Source organism: Salinicola sp. LHM (assembly GCF_034479735.1).
GTDB lineage: Bacteria > Pseudomonadota > Gammaproteobacteria > Pseudomonadales > Halomonadaceae > Salinicola > Salinicola salarius.
The window spans coordinates 2,338,583-2,356,337 of the sequence record NZ_CP140261.1; the positions used below are offsets into that span (position 1 = coordinate 2,338,583).

General features: G+C 64.3%; 13 protein-coding genes. 4 read left to right on the forward strand and 9 right to left on the reverse strand.

The features are described from left to right. Nucleotides 1–385 precede the first annotated feature (385 nt). The gene (rne, locus tag R5R73_RS10875; RefSeq protein WP_322527514.1) at nt 386–4,006 is read left to right on the forward strand and encodes a ribonuclease E; all 3,621 of its coding nucleotides are present in this window, start codon (nt 386–388) and stop codon (nt 4,004–4,006) included. Between the two features lie 147 nt (nt 4,007–4,153). Here the strand turns inward: rne and murB are convergent, their stop codons facing one another. The 7 genes from murB to R5R73_RS10910 all read right to left on the reverse strand — a co-directional run bounded on the left by murB (nt 4,154) and on the right by R5R73_RS10910 (nt 12,496). Beyond that, entirely contained in the window at nt 4,154–5,194 is a 1,041-nt protein-coding gene (gene murB / locus R5R73_RS10880; RefSeq protein ID WP_322527515.1) for a UDP-N-acetylmuramate dehydrogenase, read from the reverse strand. Next, nucleotides 5,194–5,688, reverse strand: coding sequence for a low molecular weight protein-tyrosine-phosphatase (locus R5R73_RS10885; RefSeq protein ID WP_110630804.1), 495 nt, complete (start codon nt 5,686–5,688; stop codon nt 5,194–5,196). Before R5R73_RS10885 ends, murB begins: the two co-directional genes overlap by 1 nt. Then, nucleotides 5,685–6,473 (reverse strand): 3-deoxy-manno-octulosonate cytidylyltransferase, encoded by a 789-nt coding sequence (gene kdsB / locus R5R73_RS10890; protein ID WP_322527516.1) that lies wholly within the window; start codon nt 6,471–6,473, stop codon nt 5,685–5,687. The genes R5R73_RS10885 and kdsB overlap by 4 nt, the downstream gene beginning before the upstream one ends. Beyond that, nucleotides 6,470–6,670, reverse strand: a complete 201-nt coding sequence (locus R5R73_RS10895) for a Trm112 family protein (protein WP_208625283.1) — start codon at nt 6,668–6,670, stop codon at nt 6,470–6,472. The genes kdsB and R5R73_RS10895 overlap by 4 nt, the downstream gene beginning before the upstream one ends. A 594-nt stretch (nt 6,671–7,264) precedes the next feature. After that, a complete protein-coding gene (gene lpxK / locus R5R73_RS10900; RefSeq protein ID WP_322527517.1) occupies nt 7,265–8,278 on the reverse strand; it encodes a tetraacyldisaccharide 4'-kinase in 1,014 nt (337 codons plus the stop codon). Beyond that, complete coding sequence (gene msbA / locus R5R73_RS10905; RefSeq protein WP_071233077.1) at nt 8,275–10,014, reverse strand: lipid A export permease/ATP-binding protein MsbA; 1,740 nt, start codon at nt 10,012–10,014, stop codon at nt 8,275–8,277. The genes lpxK and msbA overlap by 4 nt, the downstream gene beginning before the upstream one ends. 115 nt (nt 10,015–10,129) lie before the next feature. Further along, complete coding sequence (locus tag R5R73_RS10910; RefSeq protein ID WP_244179767.1) at nt 10,130–12,496, reverse strand: DNA internalization-related competence protein ComEC/Rec2; 2,367 nt, start codon at nt 12,494–12,496, stop codon at nt 10,130–10,132. A gap of 87 nt (nt 12,497–12,583) precedes the next feature. Between R5R73_RS10910 and R5R73_RS10915 the strand changes: the two genes are divergently transcribed. Further along, complete coding sequence (locus tag R5R73_RS10915) at nt 12,584–13,114, forward strand: DUF2062 domain-containing protein (RefSeq protein ID WP_322527518.1); 531 nt, start codon at nt 12,584–12,586, stop codon at nt 13,112–13,114. Between the two features lie 178 nt (nt 13,115–13,292). Here the strand turns inward: R5R73_RS10915 and R5R73_RS10920 are convergent, their stop codons facing one another. After that, nucleotides 13,293–14,009, reverse strand: a complete 717-nt coding sequence (locus R5R73_RS10920) for an ABC transporter ATP-binding protein (protein ID WP_071233082.1) — start codon at nt 14,007–14,009, stop codon at nt 13,293–13,295. Continuing rightward, complete coding sequence (locus R5R73_RS10925; protein ID WP_110630794.1) at nt 14,002–15,243, reverse strand: lipoprotein-releasing ABC transporter permease subunit; 1,242 nt, start codon at nt 15,241–15,243, stop codon at nt 14,002–14,004. Before R5R73_RS10925 ends, R5R73_RS10920 begins: the two co-directional genes overlap by 8 nt. Nucleotides 15,244–15,506: 263 nt before the next feature. On the opposite strand from R5R73_RS10925, the gene R5R73_RS10930 reads away from it, so the two are divergent. Both R5R73_RS10930 and R5R73_RS10935 read left to right on the forward strand, forming a co-directional pair. After that, nucleotides 15,507–16,559 (forward strand): agmatine deiminase family protein, encoded by a 1,053-nt coding sequence (locus tag R5R73_RS10930; RefSeq protein ID WP_322527519.1) that lies wholly within the window; start codon nt 15,507–15,509, stop codon nt 16,557–16,559. A 65-nt stretch (nt 16,560–16,624) separates the two neighbouring features. Beyond that, the gene (locus tag R5R73_RS10935) at nt 16,625–17,524 is read left to right on the forward strand and encodes a carbon-nitrogen hydrolase (RefSeq protein ID WP_322527520.1); all 900 of its coding nucleotides are present in this window, start codon (nt 16,625–16,627) and stop codon (nt 17,522–17,524) included. Nucleotides 17,525–17,755: the final 231 nt, after the last annotated feature.

Sequence of the window (17,755 nt, forward strand, 5' to 3'; positions counted from 1 at the left end):
TGCGCCAACGAAAAAGCGCACCGTGACATGTCCTGCCACCGTTTCGTACTCGACCCATGTTCGTGTAGCACCCGATAAAAGCAGGTAACGACAGCAAAGATGTAATGGCAATGAGCAGGCACGTTACTGGGCTCGACGAGCGTCGACTCGAACTCGCATCAATGGGCATTTCGTGCCACATGACAAGCGATTTTCGGACCTCCTCCTCGAGTCCCTGACGCGGGTTTCGCACGTGTTGCACGTTGAACCCGTTCTGACACACGCCGCGCTTGTTTGCCCTGCCGGGTCGCTCCACCCATGTGCGCGAGCACAGCACGACCGCTAGCGGTTCGTCGTCGCCGATTGCAGCACGCCTTCCACCGGCACGCTCAATTAGCGAGACCGTATGAAAAGAATGCTCATCAACGCGACACAGCCCGAAGAGCTGCGCGTCGCACTCGTCGATGGACAACGCCTTTACGACCTGGACATCGAATCCGGTGCCCGGGAGCAGAAGAAAGCCAACATCTATCGAGGCAAGATCACTCGCGTCGAACCCAGCCTGGAAGCGGCCTTCGTCGACTTCGGCGCGGAACGTCACGGTTTCCTGCCGCTCAAGGAGATCTCTCGCGAGTACTTCTCCAAGGAGCCGTCAGGCCGGCCGAACATCAAGGAAGTCCTGAAGGAAGGCCAGGAAGTCATCGTCCAGGTCGACAAGGAAGAACGCGGCAACAAGGGCGCGGCGCTGACGACCTTCGTCAGCCTGGCCGGCCGCTTTCTGGTCCTGATGCCCAACAATCCTCGCGCCGGCGGCATCTCTCGTCGTATCGAGGGTGAAGAGCGCAGCCAGCTCAAGGAGGCCATGGGCCAACTGACGCTTCCCGACAAGATGGGCGTCATCGTGCGCACTGCGGGTATCGGCCGCTCGCCGGAAGAGCTGCAGTGGGACCTCGACTACCTGGCGCAAGTGTGGGACGCCATCACGACCGAAGCGGTCAAGCGGCCGGCCCCCTTCCTGATCTACCGCGAGTCGAACGTCATCATTCGCGCCATGCGCGACTACCTGCGCCAGGATATCGGCGAGGTGCTGATCGACAGCAAGGACGTGCATGAAGAAGCCCTCAGCTTCATTCGCCAGGTCATGCCGTCCTACCAGCAGAAGATCAAGTTCTACACCGACGACGTACCGCTGTTCTCGCGCTTCCAGATCGAATCCCAGATCGAGACGGCCTATCAGCGCGAAGTCAAACTGCCCTCCGGCGGCTCGGTCGTCATCGATCACACCGAAGCGCTGGTTTCCATCGACATCAACTCGGCACGCGCTACCCGCGGTGCCGATATCGAAGAGACCGCCCTGCAGACCAACCTGGAAGCGTCCGACGAGATCGCCCGCCAGCTGCGTCTGCGGGATATTGGCGGTCTGGTCGTCATCGACTTCATCGACATGTCGCCCGCGCGCAATCAGCGCGAAGTCGAGAATCGCGTGCGTGATGCACTCAAGCTCGATCGCGCACGCGTCCAGATCGGCCGCATCTCGCGCTTCGGCCTGATGGAAATGTCGCGCCAGCGTCTGCGCCCCTCTCTCGGCGAGACCAGCGGCGTCGTCTGCCCCCGCTGTGATGGTCAGGGCACCATCCGCGACGTACGTTCCATTGCACTGTCGATCCTGCGCCTGATCGAAGAAGAGGCAATGAAGGAGCGCAGCGCCCAGATTCGCGCCATCCTGCCGGTACCCGTGGCGACCTATCTGCTCAACGAGAAGCGCAACGTGCTCTCCGACATCGAGCGCCGCCAGGGCGTCAAGGTTCTGCTGCTGCCGAATCCGGAAATGGATACGCCGCACTACGAAGTCCAGCGTTTCCGCGATGATCACGTTTCCGAAGACGGCGACGACACCAAGTCGAGCTTCGAACTTTCCGTCGACAGCGAACTGCTCAAGGAGCCGGAGACGACGCTCGCCAAGCCGATTCAGCGCACTCAGGCCGCCGTGCAGACCGTTCAGCACACCGCACCTGCCCCGGACTCGCTCCACCAGGAGCCGGAGAAGGTACCGGAAGTACCGAGTGCACCCAGTGCGCCAACGCCGTCCACCGCGACTTCTCAGCAGGGTCAGAGTTCCGGCGGCCTGCTGCAGCTCTTCCGTGGTCTGTTCGGACGTCACCGTGCCGACGAAGAAGTTTCGAAGCCGAATGGCACAGCCAGCCAGCGAGGCCAAAGCGCCAATAGCGGCGGCCAATCGACGAGCACGCCCCGTGGCGGCGCCAGCGGCAGCAACGGCGCGAGCAATTCACGCCCGTCGCGCTCGCCTTCCCAGAAGAACGATCGTGACGGCGGCGCCAAGCGCAACGACGGCAACGCCAAAACCGCCGACAACGCTCGTAGCGACAGCAATTCCCGGAACGACGGCAACAGTCGCAACGACAACGGCAATCGGCAAGGTAATAACCGCCGGCGCCGCAGCCAGGACGACCGTCAGGGCCAGCCTCGTCAGCCGCGCCAGGATAATCGGCAGGAGAGCCGCCCGGATAACCGCAGTAGCGATAAGGTCGAAAAAGCCGACAAGGCCGAAAAAGCCGATAAAACAGCTAACGATCGGCGTAACGACACCTCGAAGCCCGACAGCAGCAAGCCGTCCAGCGACGTCAAGCCTTCGCGCACCGAGACCCGCGAGACGGCACCAGCCGCCGCGACGGAAGCCGTCGACAGCAAGCCGAAGCGCACGCGCAACAATCCGCGCAATCGCTCGCGCAAGCATGCGCTGAATCCGGCGGCGGTCGAAGAGCAGCAGCGTCTGCAGGCCGAGGCGCCGACGGATACCAGCGCGGCCGAGGCAGCGACACCGACCGCAGCCGACGACTCGGTTGAAGCCAAGGCCAAGGCAGTCGAAGCCAAGGCAACTGACGAAGCCAAGACGGCCGGCGAGGCAAAGACGGCTGCTGAGCCCAAGGCAACCGGTGAAGCCAAGGCGACCGACGAGGCGAAGACGAACGTCGAGACCAAGGCCTCCACGGCACCGCAGCCGTCGGTACAGGACGACAAGCCCACGGCCACGCCCGCGGCTCCCAAGGCAGATACGAATGCGGATACGAAGCCTGTTGAGCAGTCGGCCGGGAAGCCGGTAGCTGCCGAAAAGCCACTGGCCGCCGAGAAGCCCCAGGCTGACCAGACCGACACGGCGCCGAGCAAGACTGCCCAGCGGCAGGAAGCAGACGTCGGCAAGGCGGACGCCACCCCGACCGCCAGCCAGCCGATGAGCGCAGCCGCCGATGTTGCCGAGACGACGGCGGAATCCGCCGAGCGTCCCGCGGAAGCGCCTGCCACGCCGCCAAGCGACGGTAAGCCCGATGTCGCGACCAGGACGACCGATGACGGCGTCAAAGCCGAAGGGCCCCGCCAGGAGACAACGGCGGCTCAAGCGAGCGAATCCTCTTTGCCGGAGACGACAGCCGAGCCCGAGCCCGTACAGTCTCGTGAAGAGCCGTCTAGCGAAGAATCGTCTCGTCAGAAGCGTGATCGCGCGCCGCAACCGGAAAAGCCGGCATCCAAGACCGCCGACAACGTACCGACCGCGGATGCACCGGCGGCGGCCGCTGAAGGCGCAATTCCTGGCGAGAAGGACGAGCCGGTTGCGAAGGCGAAGTCAGCGGCCGAGCGCGAAGCTGGCGTAGAAAAGGCTCAGGAAGCGCCAGCAACGCCGGTTGCAGGCACGACCATGCTGTCGTCTGCCGTGCCGGCTTCATCCGAGGCCCAGGAGCAGGCACCGGCTTCCGAGACCGCCAGCGCCGCAGCAACCGAGCCGACGACACCGGACACGGCATCCAGCCAGGTCGAAGCCGGCGACCACCAAGCGGCAGATGCGACACCCGACAACGCTGAATCCAGCGAGTCTGCGTCGGCAGCCAAGACGCCGAGTGCCGACGCTTCCGGCGAAGAAGGCAGCAGCGAGCCACGTCGGCCACGTCGTCGTCGGGCCCACAACGACCCGCGTGAAATGCGTCGTCGCGAGTCCGGCCAGAACGATAGCTGATCGGTCACGACAGCTGCCGTAGAAAGCGAAAAGCCCAGACAATATTGTCTGGGCTTTTTCTTGGCCGCTCGCCAGCGTCTGTCTCGGGAGATTAGCCTCTTCGAGGACGTTACCTCTCTCGGCCATTTTGCTCTGTCATCACGCTCGCTACCCGGCCGAGCGCTCCCCGACCCAGCGCGGCTCGCGCTCCAGCGCCACCTCGAACCGGGCATGAACGACCTCAACGATCTGGTCGGCAAAGGCCAATAGCCCTTCCAGCGTCCCGCCGCCGAAGTGGACCAGTACCAAGGCCTGGCGATCATGAACGCCAAAACTGCCTTGCCGGTACCCTTTCAGTCCACACTGATCGATCAGCCAACCTGCGGCCAGCTTCACCCGCCCATCCGGCTGCGGATAGTGCGGCATCGACGGCATCCGTGACAGCAGGCGAGACGCCTGGGCCTCGGAGACGAACGGGTTCTTGAAAAAGCTGCCGGCATTGGGCGTACGTGCAGGATCGGGCAGCTTCTCACGACGTATGGCGCAGACGGCCGTGAAGACATCCCGCGCGCTTGCAGGCGCGGTCACATGCTCACTCAGCACCCCGTAATCGAGCCTGGGCGCGGGACGCGAGGAGAGCGTCAGACCAAGCCGGGTAATGACGACCTGATTCGCCAGCTCGCGCTTGAACACACTATCGCGATAGCCCAGCTCGCAAGCGTCGCGATCCAGGCGATGCCGCCTGCCGTCCCGCCGGTCCACGAGCTCGACCCAATCCAGCACGTCGGCGATCTCGACACCATACGCGCCGATATTCTGGATCGGCGCAGCGCCGGCCAATCCGGGAATCAAGGCAAGATTCTCGATTCCCCATAGCTCGCGCTCGACACAGGATTCGACCAGCGCGTGCCAGCCGACCCCGGCACCGACTTCGACATGAACCGCATCGCCGCGACCCGACGCGAACGACACGTCTTCGAGATCCGCACGCAGCGTGAGCCCCTCGATACGGCGTGGCAACAGCACATTGCTGCCGCCGCCCAGCACCGTCATCTCCCACCCGTGCTCGTTGGCCAATTGCAGCCCCTGCACGACCTCACCTTCGGTCCGGGCGCGCCAGAAACGCGCTGCCCGGCTGGGTAACGCCAGCGTATTGGCATCGGAGAGATCATGATCGACCTCCAGACCGTCAACCTCGGCTTCCCGCATCAGAGGATACCCAGCCGCTGACGCAACGATGCCACGAGCCCTTCCACGGCGTCTTCCAATTGGTCCAATACCTGCTGAAACCCGGCTTCGCCGCCGAAATAGGGGTCCGGCACGTCCTCATCGGGCTGCCCGGCGTAATGCAGCAAGCGCGATACGCGAGCCCGGCTGCCAGCCGGCTGCAGCGCGAGCGCGCCCGCGAGATTGTCGCTGTCCATCACCAGGATCTCGTCGAACCGCTCGAAGTCCTCGACGGTCAGCTGGCGCCCGCGCAATTCACGAAGGTCGATGCCCCGGTCGGTGGCGGCCCGGAGCGCGCGCGGGTCCGGCGGCTGGCCCACGTGCCAGGCGCCGGTACCACAGGAGTCCACCGCCACGCGGTCGGCGATACCCTCATCTTCCAGTCGCTTCCTCAGCATGCCTTCGGCCGTAGGCGAACGGCAGATATTGCCCATGCAGACGAACAGGATTCGCCATTCGGGACGCGAATCGCTCATGCCTCGCTCCGCTTCTCGTCACTTAGTCGCGCAAAATGCTGACGCACGCGCTCCAGGTCCTCCAGCGTGTCGACACCGCCAGGCAGCGACGACGTGACCGTTGCCACCTGAATGAGATGACCGTGCTGCAGCGCTCTCAACTGTTCGAGCTGTTCGAGCTGCTCCAGCGGTGCCGGCTGCCAATTGACATACTCGGCCAGGAATCCGGCGCGATAGGCGTAGAGACCGATATGGCGCAACCAGGCATCCGTCTCCAGCAGCGTCGGCGGCTGCGTCTTCCAGGCGTTGCGATCCCAGGGAATCGGCGCCCTCGAGAAATAGAGCGCCCGCCCCGTCAGGTCGGTGACGACCTTGACCACGTTCGGGTTGAACAGCGTATCCACGTCATGGATCGGCTCGGCCAGCGTCGATACGGACGCCCGGCCGTCCGCCGCGAGCCGCACGGCGACACGGTCGATCGCGCTGGCCGGCAGCAGCGGCTCGTCACCCTGCACGTTGACGACAATGGTCTCGTCAGGCAATTGCAGCCTGGCGGCCACTTCGGCCAGGCGATCGGTGCCCGAAGGGTGATCATCGCGAGTCATCACCACCTCGGCGCCGAATGCCCGGGCGGCCTGCTCGATGCGGGCGTCGTCGGTCGCGATCACGACGCGCGAGGCGCCGCTGTCATTGGCTCTCATCCACACGTGCTGGACCATGGGCAAGCCATCGATGTCCATCAGCGGCTTGCCCGGGAGGCGGCTGGACCCATACCGAGCAGGAATCACCACCACGAAATCATTCATGGTGCCGGCGCTGCCTTGCCGAGCTTCTCCTCGGTCGACATCACACGGGCTTCGTTTTCCAGCATCACCGGGATCCCATCCCGAACCGGATAGGCCAGCCCGCTGACCGAACTCTTGAGCTCCTGACGCTCGCGATCGTAGGTCAGTTCACTGTGGCTGACCGGACAGATCAGCATTGCCATCAATTCCTTATCCATGATTCTTCCTTATCAACGATGCCTGTGTACGCCACCACGAGCCAGACGAAAACGACCCGCGGAAATCTGCGACCATGATCGCGCCATCGACGCCTGCATGCCAGAGGGGCTTTCATTCCAGAGGGGCTTCCATGCCAGTGAGGCTTACATGGCAGAGAAGAGAGGGTATCTAGGGTCTGTTGACGTTTCAGCGCGAACCGCGTTGCTGCGCCAAATGGCGCCAGGCCAGGCGCGGGATGCAGAGAAGGGTGGTTCCCTTTTCCAATCCCGCAACGCCGCATGGCGCCATTTGCCGCGCAACCAGAAGGGCCGGGCCAGTTTTTTCACGGTGCTGCGTTATTCGTCGTTCATTTGGAATGACCAAACTACGCTCCTCACGCCTTGCCCCGCACAAAAACTGGCTCCGGCGCGGCCGTGCATGAAACGTCAACAGACCCTAGGCACTGTCTGAAAAGTACTGCGCTCGCCCATGCGGCGTTCAAAATCGGCTGGAGCGCCAGCCCGGTCAAAATGCTCATTTACACCCGGTAAACTCCGCGCTTTCGCCGATTTTTGCCTTGCCTGGCCTTCGCTCGTCGACTTTTCAGACAGCACCTAGGATCGCGCCCAACCCTCGACTCGCTCGGCCCACCACTCGGCGAAGGCCGGTTCGGGTTCTGCCTCGACATCCAGCACCCAGCAACGGTCATCGGCGAAGCCGGTACATTTGACCGCATCCTTCGCGGTCATGACCACGACTCTCGGGGCAGCGGGCAAATCGGCGACGGAAAACTGGTGATGATCGCCGAATGCGATTCCTTCATGAGGCACGCCCAGCGCCTCGAGCGTGTCAAAGAATCGTTGCGGATGCCCGATTCCCGCCAGTGCCGCAACGGGGCGATCGAGCCCGAACGGCGGCTGCTCGACCGGGTAGCGCTCGCCGCTGACCAGGTGGCGCCACGCCGTCGGCACGAGGGTCATCGAAAAGCGCGGGACGCCTTCACCGTCGGTGCTGGCAAGCGATGCCGTACCGCCGTTGCCGATCAGCGCGTCGGCGTCGGCCAGGCGCTGCAACGGTTCCCGCAAGGGGCCTCGCGGCAGGCAGTGGCGATTGCCGAATCCTCGCACGCCGTCGACGACGACCAGTTCCAGCGATCGCCCCAGGGCGTAGTGCTGCAGACCGTCGTCGGCGATCAAAATGTTGCAACGGGAATGTTCGATGAGCCAGCGTGCCGCCCGCGGCCGATCGGGATCGACGGCCAGCGGCGCGCCGGTCTGCTGTGCCAGCATCAACGGTTCGTCACCGCTCAGCGCCACGGACGTCTGGCTCGTCACCGCCAGCGGATAGGATGGGGCCTTGCCGCCGTACCCCCGAGAGACGATGCCCGGCCGCCAGCCGTTGTCCGTCAGCCAGCGCACCAGCCAGGCAACCAGCGGCGATTTGCCGGTGCCACCCACCGACAGATTGCCCACGACGACCACCGGGACCGGCGACTGCCAGACCTCGCGGCGACCGTCGCGGTAGGCCTCTTGGCGACGCACGACGATCTGTCGGTAAAGCGCTTCCAGCGGCGCCAGCAGCGTCAGCCATCGCGATCCGCGATACCAGGCGCGCTCGATCGGCGTCACGCCTCCTCCTGGAACTGCAACTGGTAAAGGGAGGCGTAGGCGCCACCCTTTTCCAGCAGCTCGGCGTGGGTGCCACTCTCGATGAGATTGCCCTGATCCATCACCGCAATGCGATCGGCGCGCTCGATGGTCGACAGGCGGTGGGCGATGACAAACGTGGTGCGGTCACGACAGACGACTTCCAGCGCCCGCTGGATATAGCGCTCGGATTCGGTGTCCAGCGCCGAGGTCGCCTCGTCCAGAATCAGTACCGGCGCATCCTTGAAGATGGCTCGCGCAATCGCCAGGCGCTGGCGCTGGCCGCCGGAAAGCATGACCCCGTTGTCACCGACCAGCGTGTCGTACCCTTTCGGCAGTTGTTCGATGAACTCGTGCGCGTAGGCGGCCCGCGCCGCGGATTCGACCTGCTCGCGACTGGCATCGGGCACGCCGTAGGCGATGTTGTCGGCGATCGTGGTGTTGAACAACGTCACCTGCTGGGAGACCAGCCCGATCTGCTGGCGCAGCGGCGACAGCTGGTACTCCTGGATATCGATATCGTCGATCAGAATGCGTCCGGCGGTTGGTTGGTAGAACCGCGGCAGCAATCCCATCAGGGTCGACTTGCCGCTTCCCGAACGCCCCACGATCGCGACCATCTGGCCTGCGGGCACGTCCAGATCGATGCCCTTGAGCACTTCCGGCTGATCTTCGTCATAGGCAAACCGCACGCCTTCGAAGCGTACGCGCCCTTCCAGGCGAGTCGGCAGGTACTCGCCCTCGTCCTTCTCCGTCGGCCGACTCAGCAGACCAAAGAGCTCCTGCGAGGCCGAAAGCCCTTTCTGGATGATGCTGTTGACGTCGGTCAGCGACCGGATGGGCTTGGCCATCAGGGACGCGGCGGTGATGAAGGCGACGAACTCCCCGGGCGTCATCGCATTCATCAGCTCCGGCGCCATCGCCAGCCACACGAGCCCCGCCAGCGCCAGCGCCACCAGCAGCTGAATGACCGGCGTGCTGGTCGCCTTGGTCATCGCCTCCTTGATGCTCTGCTCACGGTTGTAGTTGCTCGCGGCTTCGAAGCGGCGTTTCTCGTACTCTTCCGCCCCGTGTGTGCGCACCACCCGATAACCGGTCAGCGCCTCGGAGGCGACGTGCGTCACGTCACCCATGGAATTCTGGATGCGCCGCGAGATCTTGCGGAAACGCTTGCTGGTGTAGCGCACCACGAGCCCGATCAGCGGCGTGACGCCCATGAAAATCAGCGTCAGCAACCAGTTGGTCCAGAACAGATAGCCGATCAGACCGATCACGAACAGGCCTTCCCGCAGGATGATCGTGATCGCGTTGGTGGCCGCCCCTGTCACCTGCTCGACGTGATAGGTCACTCGCGAAATGAGATGACCGCTGGAGTGCATGTCGAAGAAGCGACCGGGCAGGTGCAGCATGTGGTTGAAGACGTTGCAGCGCAATTTGTGCACCACGTTACGCGCCACGTTGCTCATGAAGTAGGTGCCCAGGAAGGTACCGATGCCGCGAGCCGCGAACATGCCGATCACGAACAGTGGCAGAAAGTAGCGAAAGGCGGCATCCGGCTGCTGAATCCCGTCGATCAGCCGCTTCATCATCTCCGCCAGTGCCGTGCTCGAGGCGGCATAGATGGCATAGCCGACCACGGCGAGGGCGAAGGAACGCCATTCCACGCGGACGTATTCTAGGAGACGTCGATAGAGCGCCAGACTGGAAGCTTGTGACACGGTAACTCCGTTCGACTGGAAAAGGGTCTGGCTCCCGGCGCTGCGCCTGCCGCGCGGGCGAGGCGTCGAGCAAGCGGTATCGATGCCGGCTCGTCATCGTGCAGCGCGGGCGCTTTCAGGGGCTGGATTCTACCCCAACATCCCCGCCATCGACAGCCAGCCGACGCTCCCAACCGGGATGACGCTGTGCGTGAACGTCCCGCGTGGACGGGGTCAGCGTGACCCGGACAGCGCCATCATAGGCAGTATTCCAGACCCGGCTGCCGGCGTCGATGAACCGCTGGACGACAGAGGGCGCCGGGTGACCGAACGGGTTGCCGCGGCCGCTGCTGAAGATGACCTCGGCGGGCCGCGTCGCCGCCACCAGCGCCTGGGACGAACTGGTGGCACTGCCGTGATGACCGGCCACCAGCACGTCGAGCCGGCGATGTTCGAGCGGCCCGCTCGCGAGTGTCTCGACGAACTCGCGCTCCCGATTCACCCCGGCATCACCGGTAATCAGAACATGGCGCTTGCCCTGAGTGACCAGCAATACGCAGGAACGGTCATTGGCATTCGCGGCAATATCGCCGACAGGCGGGGACAGGAACCGCCAGGAGACGCCTTCGTCCCGCCAGCCGCCGCCTGCCTCGCAAGGCCGCGATGGCAACTGCAGATCGTTGCCGCGGGGCGCCCACCAGCGCTCGACCCGATGATCCTGGCGCAGCGCGGCGATGCCGCCCGAATGGTCGGTGTCGCTATGCGTGACGATGACATCGTCGAATCGCTGCCCGGCGGGCCACAGCAGGCTGGCCGGCATGAAGCCCGATCCGAAGCGCGGCCCGGTGTCGACCAGCACGCGTCGGTCACGTGTCTGAAGTTCGACCAGTTGCCCCTGCCCGACATCATAGACCGTGATGACCAATTCCCCCCGGTCCAGGCTGGGCGGCCGAAGCAGCAGCACCAGAACCAGCAGCGACGGGCAGGCCCACGCTCGCGTCAGTCGTGTCACGCCCGGCAGCAGCCAGAGCAGCCCCCACAGCAGCAGCGCGACAGCGGTCGGCCAGCGCCACCAGGGGCTTGGCGTCCAGAGCGGCAGACTGTCGGCGGCCTGCGCGAGGACACCAGCCAACCCATTGGCCAACTGATCGAAGGGCCACCAGGCCCAACCGGCCAACGTCGGCCAGATCGCGAACAGCCAGCCGACGAATCCCAGCGGCACCATCAGGCTGCTCACGAGCGGAACCGCGACCAGGTTGATCAACGGCGCCAGCGGCGACAACCGTCCGAAGGCGAGCAATACCGCCGCTGCCATGATCGGGGCCAGCAGCCACTGACTGCGCAGCAGCGCGAGACACCACCCCCGCCCTCCCGAAGGTCGGGGCCGGCCCGACCAGGCGAGGATCAACACGGCAACCGCCGCGAACGACAGCCAGAGCCCGGGACGCCACGGCGCCAGCGGGTCGGCAACCACCACGAGCCCCAGCGCCAGCCACCAGGCCTGCCACCAGCCGGGCGCATGACGACCGCTCGCCGCCCACAGGCCGATTGCAGCCATGATCGCTGCCCGTACCGCCGGTGGCTCGAAGCCCGCCAATCCCGCGTAGGCGAAGGCCGCCAGCCCGGCTCCCAGCCACGGCCAGGATGTCATCCGCCAGGACAACGGCTGCACCCGACGCGCCACGCGCCTCAACAGCCACAGGCAGAGCGCTGCCACGAGACCGATGTGGAGCCCCGAGATGACCATCAGGTGGGTCGTGCCGGTCGCGTTCAGCAAGTCCCAGTCATCGTCGTCGAGACGCTCGCCGGCGCCCAGCGTCAAGGCCGCCAGCCAGCGTTTGCCCAGCGGCGAGATGTCGGCGTCGTCCAGTCGATCCAGGGCGGCCTGCCGTAGAGAAAAAAGAGCAGTGGCCATCCGCTTCGGCGAGTCGTCGCGGACGTAACCCAGCGCCTGTATCCCTTCGCGCCAGAGCCAACCGCCGTAATCGAAGGTATCCGGATTGGCGAATCCCAGCGGCTGACGCAGACGGGCGGTCAGTTGCCAGCGCTCTCCCTCGTGGAGCGCAGGCGCGTCATACCAGGACAGCCGCAGTTGGGTGCTGGCAGGACAGACGTCGCCGGAAGCCCTGGGGCGACAGGAATCCACCTCGAAGCGAAAGCGCGTCCGACGCGGATCGACATCCAGCGCATGGATTCGGCCCGTCAGCCTGAAGTCGTGGCCGGCGAGCGATGCCGGAAATTCTCCCGCACGCTGCTGGCCAACCTGATGCGCGCAGCTCAGGAAGGCCAGAACCGTCAGCGCGCCCCACAGCGAGCGTCGCCACAGCGCAACCGCCAGCAGCGAGGCGGCGGTCGTGACAGACAGGATTCCGAACAGCGACTCCCCACCCCCGCTTCGATACCCGACGAACGAGCCGGCTAGCGCCGCCAGTGCCAGTGGCATCGCCCAGCCGGGGCGTCTCGCCAGCACGGCGACCCGACTCGCGGCATCAGTCGCTATCAACGTCGGCATTCCCGATAAGCGGACTTAACATGGCGGGGCCTTGAAGTTGTATGGATAATGGGCCTTCTTCGTTCAGCGAGCGGCCTCATGTCTCGTCGATGGTTACAACGCTACATTCCCAGCCAGGAGAGGCTGCAGCGCACTCGCTCTTTGCGTTTCATGCACCATATGCTGGGCGATCCGGCGATGTGGGTGCTATCTCGTCATAGCGTTGCCAACGCCTGCATGGTCGGCCTGTTCGCCGCCATGCTGCCGATCCCGTGCCAGATGCTGCTGGCCGCCTTTGGCGCCTACTACTTTCGCGGCAACCTGCCGCTATCCGTCAGCCTGGTCTGGCTGACCAATCCGCTGACGATGCCGGTAGTCTTCTATTTCAACTACCGCGTGGGGGCATGGGTGCTGGACTACCCGGCCCGCAAGGTGCCGGATCACATCACCACGATGTGGATCGCCGAACAGATGGCGCACATCGTTCTGCCGCTGGCGGTCGGCTCGGTGCTCGTTGGCCTGGTTCTGGCCCTCGTCAGCAACGTTCTGGTACGGCTCATCTGGCGCTTCCAGATCTACCGCAGCTGGCGGCGACGCGCGAAACGCCGCCAGCGCCGGCAACAACATTAAACTCGCCATCGACTGACCCGACTGCCCCAACCGACGGCCGGCTCGACTGTCGTTTCCGACCGTTTCGGCCTCCGACCCCTCTGGCGATTTCGCACTGACGCAAAAAAACGCCGCCCTGGACTGTTGATCGTCCAGAGCGGCGTCAGCTTTAGGCCATGCGACAACTCGCTGCGTCAGCTCATACGGCGGTCAGTCGGCCTTTGTCCAGACGCATGGTGCGATCCTGGTGCGCCGCCAGCGACATGTCGTGGGTCACCACCACGAACGCACAGTCGGTGGTCGCCGCCAGCTCGTCCATCATCGCGAGGATGTTGGCCGCGGTAGTCTGATCCAGATTTCCCGTCGGCTCGTCCATCAATACCAGACTGGGATCGGTGACCAGCGCCCTGGCGATGGCCACGCGCTGGCGCTCCCCGCCCGACAGTTCACCGGGCTTGTGGGCACCACGTGGCGCCATGCCGACCCGGTCCAGCAGCTTCTGGGCCTTCTCCACGGCGACCTTCCGGCTCTGCCCGCGAATGATCAGCGGCAGAGCGACGTTTTCCGCCGCGGTGAACTCCGCCAGCAGATGGTGGAACTGATAGACGAAACCGATATAACGGTTACGAAAGCTGCCCAGCGCCGACTCATTCAGCCCCGCCAGCGATTGCCCGCCGATGACGACCTCGCCTCCATTGGGCCGATCCAGACCGCCCAGCAAGTTGAGCAGCGTGGTCTTACCGGAGCCGGAACTCCCGACGACGGCCACTCTCTCTCCGGCTCTTACCTGCAGGTCCAGGTGATCCAGCACGGTGAGATCCTGCGGGCCTTCGCTGTAGGTTCGCGTGAGTTGGCGGCAGTCGAGCATGATGTTGCCTCCGCTGGCAGACGATGACCGGAAATTGGCTTCACTCATAACGCAGTACCTCTGCCGGCTGGATACGTGCCGCTCGCCAGGCCGGATAGAGCGTCGACAGGAAGGTCAGTCCGAAAGCGCTGGAGACGATCACGCCCAGGTCACTCATCTCGAGCCGCGACGGCAGGTAGCTGATGAAATAGACGTTGGGATCGAGGAACTGGATACCGGTGACGGCCTGGACCCAGGCAATGATGTCGGACACCGTCAGCGCCAGGATCACGCCGGCAATCACCCCGATCACGATACCGATGATGCCGATCGCCAGCCCCTGCACGACGAAGATTCCCATGATCGACTTCGGCTTGGCGCCGATGGTGCGCAGGATGGCGATGTCCGCATGCTTGTCGGTAACCACCATGACCAGCGTCGAGACGATGTTGAACGCCGCCACCGCGACGATCACCATCAGCAACAGACCGATCATGTGCTTCTCCATCTGGATCGCCTGGAACAGGTTGCCATGGGTATAGGTCCAGTCCATGCCTCGATAACCGGCACCCAGATTCGAGACGATGTCCCGTGTCACCGGCCCGGCCTTGAACAGGTCATCCAGCTCCAGACGCAATCCATCGACCTTGTCGCCGAGGCGGGCGAGTGTCTGCATGTCCTCGATATTGGCATAGGCGAGATTGGCATCCAGATCGGCACCGACCTTGAAGATCCCGCTGACGGTGAAGCGCTTCAGGCGCGGAAACACGCCACCCGGTGTGATCGATGCCTCCGGCACCAGCAGCGTCACCCGGTCACCCACGCCGACCCCGAGATTGCGCGCCAGCAGCGAGCCGAGCACGACATGCCAGCTGCCGGCCGAGAGATCGTCGAGCGAGCCGGTCTGCATGTGCTGATCGATGATCGAGACGTCACGCTCGTATTCCGGCTGAACCCCGGTGACCATGGCGCCCTGGGTGCGTCCGCTGGCCGAGAACATGCCCTGCTGCTGCACGTAGGGGGCCGAGGCGACGACATTCCGATGCTGGTCGACCTTCTCGGCCAGCGCTTTCCAGTCCTGCATGCCGCCCTGCTGTTCGATGCGGGTATGCGGCACCATGCCGAGCACGCGGGTACGCAGTTCGTGATCGAAGCCGTTCATGACCGACAGCACCAGGATAAGGACAGCGACCCCCAAGGCCAGGCCAAGCATCGAGGTGAGCGATATGAAGGAAATGAAGTGGTTACGTCGTTTGGCCCGGACGTATCTCAGGCCCACCAGAAAGGGTAAACGGTCGAGCATCAGGTTGGATTCCTTGTCAGCAGCGGCTCATGTTACGGGTTTTGTCGGTTCCCGAAAACGCCAGTTTGTCGGGCGACCTTCGGCTTGCCAGCGGCGTCGCCCACGCTACACTGGCGCTCACCGGAAAGCGGTAGCGAGCGCCGTCGTCGCTGCGTCGAGACGACGCGCGACTCCTGCTTGCATCGCCGCGATCAGGCTCTACAATGCCGCGTCCTCGACATCGGCTCTGACGCACATCGGCCCTTATGCGCAATGGAGACACCATGACCCTGCGTCTGTTCCCCGAGTGGCACCCCCAGGATGCCATTCAACTGACCTGGCCGACCCCGACCAGCGATTGGGCACCGTTGCTCGAGCATATCGAGGCAACGCTGGAAGCGATGGTCGTAGCCATCACTCGCTATCAGCCGGTGCTGGTCGTCGTGCACGACGAGCCTCAGCGCGAACGCCTGGCGGCGCGTTTCACCGCGCTGGGCATCGACGCCCGGCGCTGGCATCTCGTGGAGGTTCCGAGCGACGACACCTGGGCCCGGGATCACGGCCCGATCGCCGTCGAACGCGATGGCCGCCTGACGTTGCTCGATTACGTCTTCACCGGCTGGGGTGGCAAGTTCGCCGCCGAACGGGACGATGCCTTGACCCGGGCGCTGGCATCCCGACAGGTATTCGCGGCACCGGTCGAATCGCAGACGCTGGTACTCGAAGGCGGCGCCATCGACACCGATGGCGAGGGCACGCTACTCACCACCAGCGCCTGCCTGCTCAATCCCAATCGCAACCCGGGCCTCGACCGCGACGCCATCGAGACCTGCCTGGGCGAGCAGCTCGGCGTCTCCCGCGTGCTATGGCTCGAGAACGGGCATCTCGAAGGCGACGATACCGATAGCCATATCGACACCCTGGCGCGCTTCTGCGACCCGGCGACGATCGCCTACGTGCGTTGCGACGATCCCCGGGATCCGCATTACGAGGCCTTGGCGGCGATGGAGAACGAACTCAAGGCGCTCCGCCGCGAGGACGGCTCGCCCTATCGCCTGCTGGCACTCCCCTGGCCCAAGCCCTGCTTCGATCCGGACGACGGCCACCGCTTGCCGGCAACGTACGCCAACTTCCTGATCATCAACGGCGCCGTCCTGGTTCCGACCTATGGCGATGCCGCGGATTTCCAGGCACTCAAGGTCATCGACGGCGCCTTCCCCGGCCGCGACGTGATACCGATCGACTGTCGCGCCGTCATCCGTCAGCATGGCAGCCTTCACTGCCTGACCATGCAGTTGCCGCGCGGATCGCTCGATCCCTCGCTATCCTTGGGCTGAGTGGAAACCTGAGGCGAGAAGCCGAGTCAAAGAGCCGGTTCGAAATACAGGTTTAAGGAGAGATCATGTCCAGAACGCTAAAGGTCGGCCTGGTCCAGCAGCAAGCCTGGCCAGACAAGCAGCGCAGTCTCGAAGCGAGCGAAGGCGGTATCCGCGAGCTCGCCGCCCAAGGTGCCGAACTGGTACTGCTGCAGGAACTGCACGCGACGCACTACTTCTGCCAGTGCGAAGATACCGAACTGTTCGACCTGGCCGAGCCCCTGGATGGCCCGACCGGCCAACGGCTCGCGACCCTGGCCCGCGAGCTGGATATCGTCATCGTCGGCTCGATCTTCGAACGCCGCGCCGCGGGGCTCTACCACAACACCGCCATCGTGCTGGACCGCGCCCGGGGCCGCGTCGGTCATTATCGCAAGATGCACATCCCCGACGATCCCGGCTTCTACGAGAAGTTCTACTTCACGCCTGGCGACGAAGACGCCAAGCAGGGTTTCGAGCCGATCGACACCTCCGTCGGCCGCCTCGGCGTGCTGGTCTGCTGGGATCAGTGGTATCCGGAAGCGGCTCGATTGATGGCATTGGCAGGCGCGGATCTTCTGCTTTACCCCACCGCCATCGGCTGGACGCCTTCCGACGACACGGCGGAAAAGCAGCGCCAGAAGGATGCCTGGACCCTGATCCAGCGCTCGCATGGCGTCGCCAACGGCTTGCCGGTCATTGTCGCCAACCGGGTCGGCCACGAGCCCGATCTCTCCGGCGTCGGCGAAGGCATCGACTTCTGGGGCGGCAGTTTCGTTTGCGGCCCCCAGGGCGAGCTGCTGGCCCATGGCGGCGAGGAAAGCCAGAACCTGCTGGTGGAGGTCGACCTGCTTCGCAGCGAAGATGTTCGCCGCATCTGGCCCTACCTGCGTGACCGACGGATCGACGCCTATGGCGACCTGACCCGCCGCTATCGCGATCGCTGATAGCGTTCGTCGCTGCTGCCATCGTTCCGGCGATGGCAGCGGCGCAAGATGGTCGATTTTCTAGACGATCATTCCCTCTAAATGCTCGTCCTCTCTAAATGACGTTCTTCCTGGACGACCTTCTCTCTGCATGCCCCCTCTTTTCCTTGCTTCCTTGCGGAAGAAAACATCGCCAATGGGTAGACGCACCAAGAAAGATAACGGTATAAATCGATATCTGTCTTCAGGAGA

What these genes read in the sequence shown, in the direction of transcription:
- R5R73_RS10930 (WP_322527519.1), top strand. Translation starts at nt 15,507, where the DNA reads ATGACCCTGCGTCTGTTCCCCGAGTGGCACCCCCAGGATGCCATTCAA.
- R5R73_RS10925 (WP_110630794.1), bottom strand. Translation starts at nt 15,243, where the DNA reads ATGCTCGACCGTTTACCCTTTCTGGTGGGCCTGAGATACGTCCGGGCC.
- rne (WP_322527514.1), top strand. Translation starts at nt 386, where the DNA reads ATGAAAAGAATGCTCATCAACGCGACACAGCCCGAAGAGCTGCGCGTC.
- R5R73_RS10935 (WP_322527520.1), top strand. Translation starts at nt 16,625, where the DNA reads ATGTCCAGAACGCTAAAGGTCGGCCTGGTCCAGCAGCAAGCCTGGCCA.
- R5R73_RS10915 (WP_322527518.1), top strand. Translation starts at nt 12,584, where the DNA reads ATGTCTCGTCGATGGTTACAACGCTACATTCCCAGCCAGGAGAGGCTG.
- R5R73_RS10885 (WP_110630804.1), bottom strand. Translation starts at nt 5,688, where the DNA reads ATGAGCGATTCGCGTCCCGAATGGCGAATCCTGTTCGTCTGCATGGGC.
- murB (WP_322527515.1), bottom strand. Translation starts at nt 5,194, where the DNA reads ATGCGGGAAGCCGAGGTTGACGGTCTGGAGGTCGATCATGATCTCTCC.
- kdsB (WP_322527516.1), bottom strand. Translation starts at nt 6,473, where the DNA reads ATGAATGATTTCGTGGTGGTGATTCCTGCTCGGTATGGGTCCAGCCGC.
- R5R73_RS10920 (WP_071233082.1), bottom strand. Translation starts at nt 14,009, where the DNA reads ATGAGTGAAGCCAATTTCCGGTCATCGTCTGCCAGCGGAGGCAACATC.
- R5R73_RS10895 (WP_208625283.1), bottom strand. Translation starts at nt 6,670, where the DNA reads ATGGATAAGGAATTGATGGCAATGCTGATCTGTCCGGTCAGCCACAGT.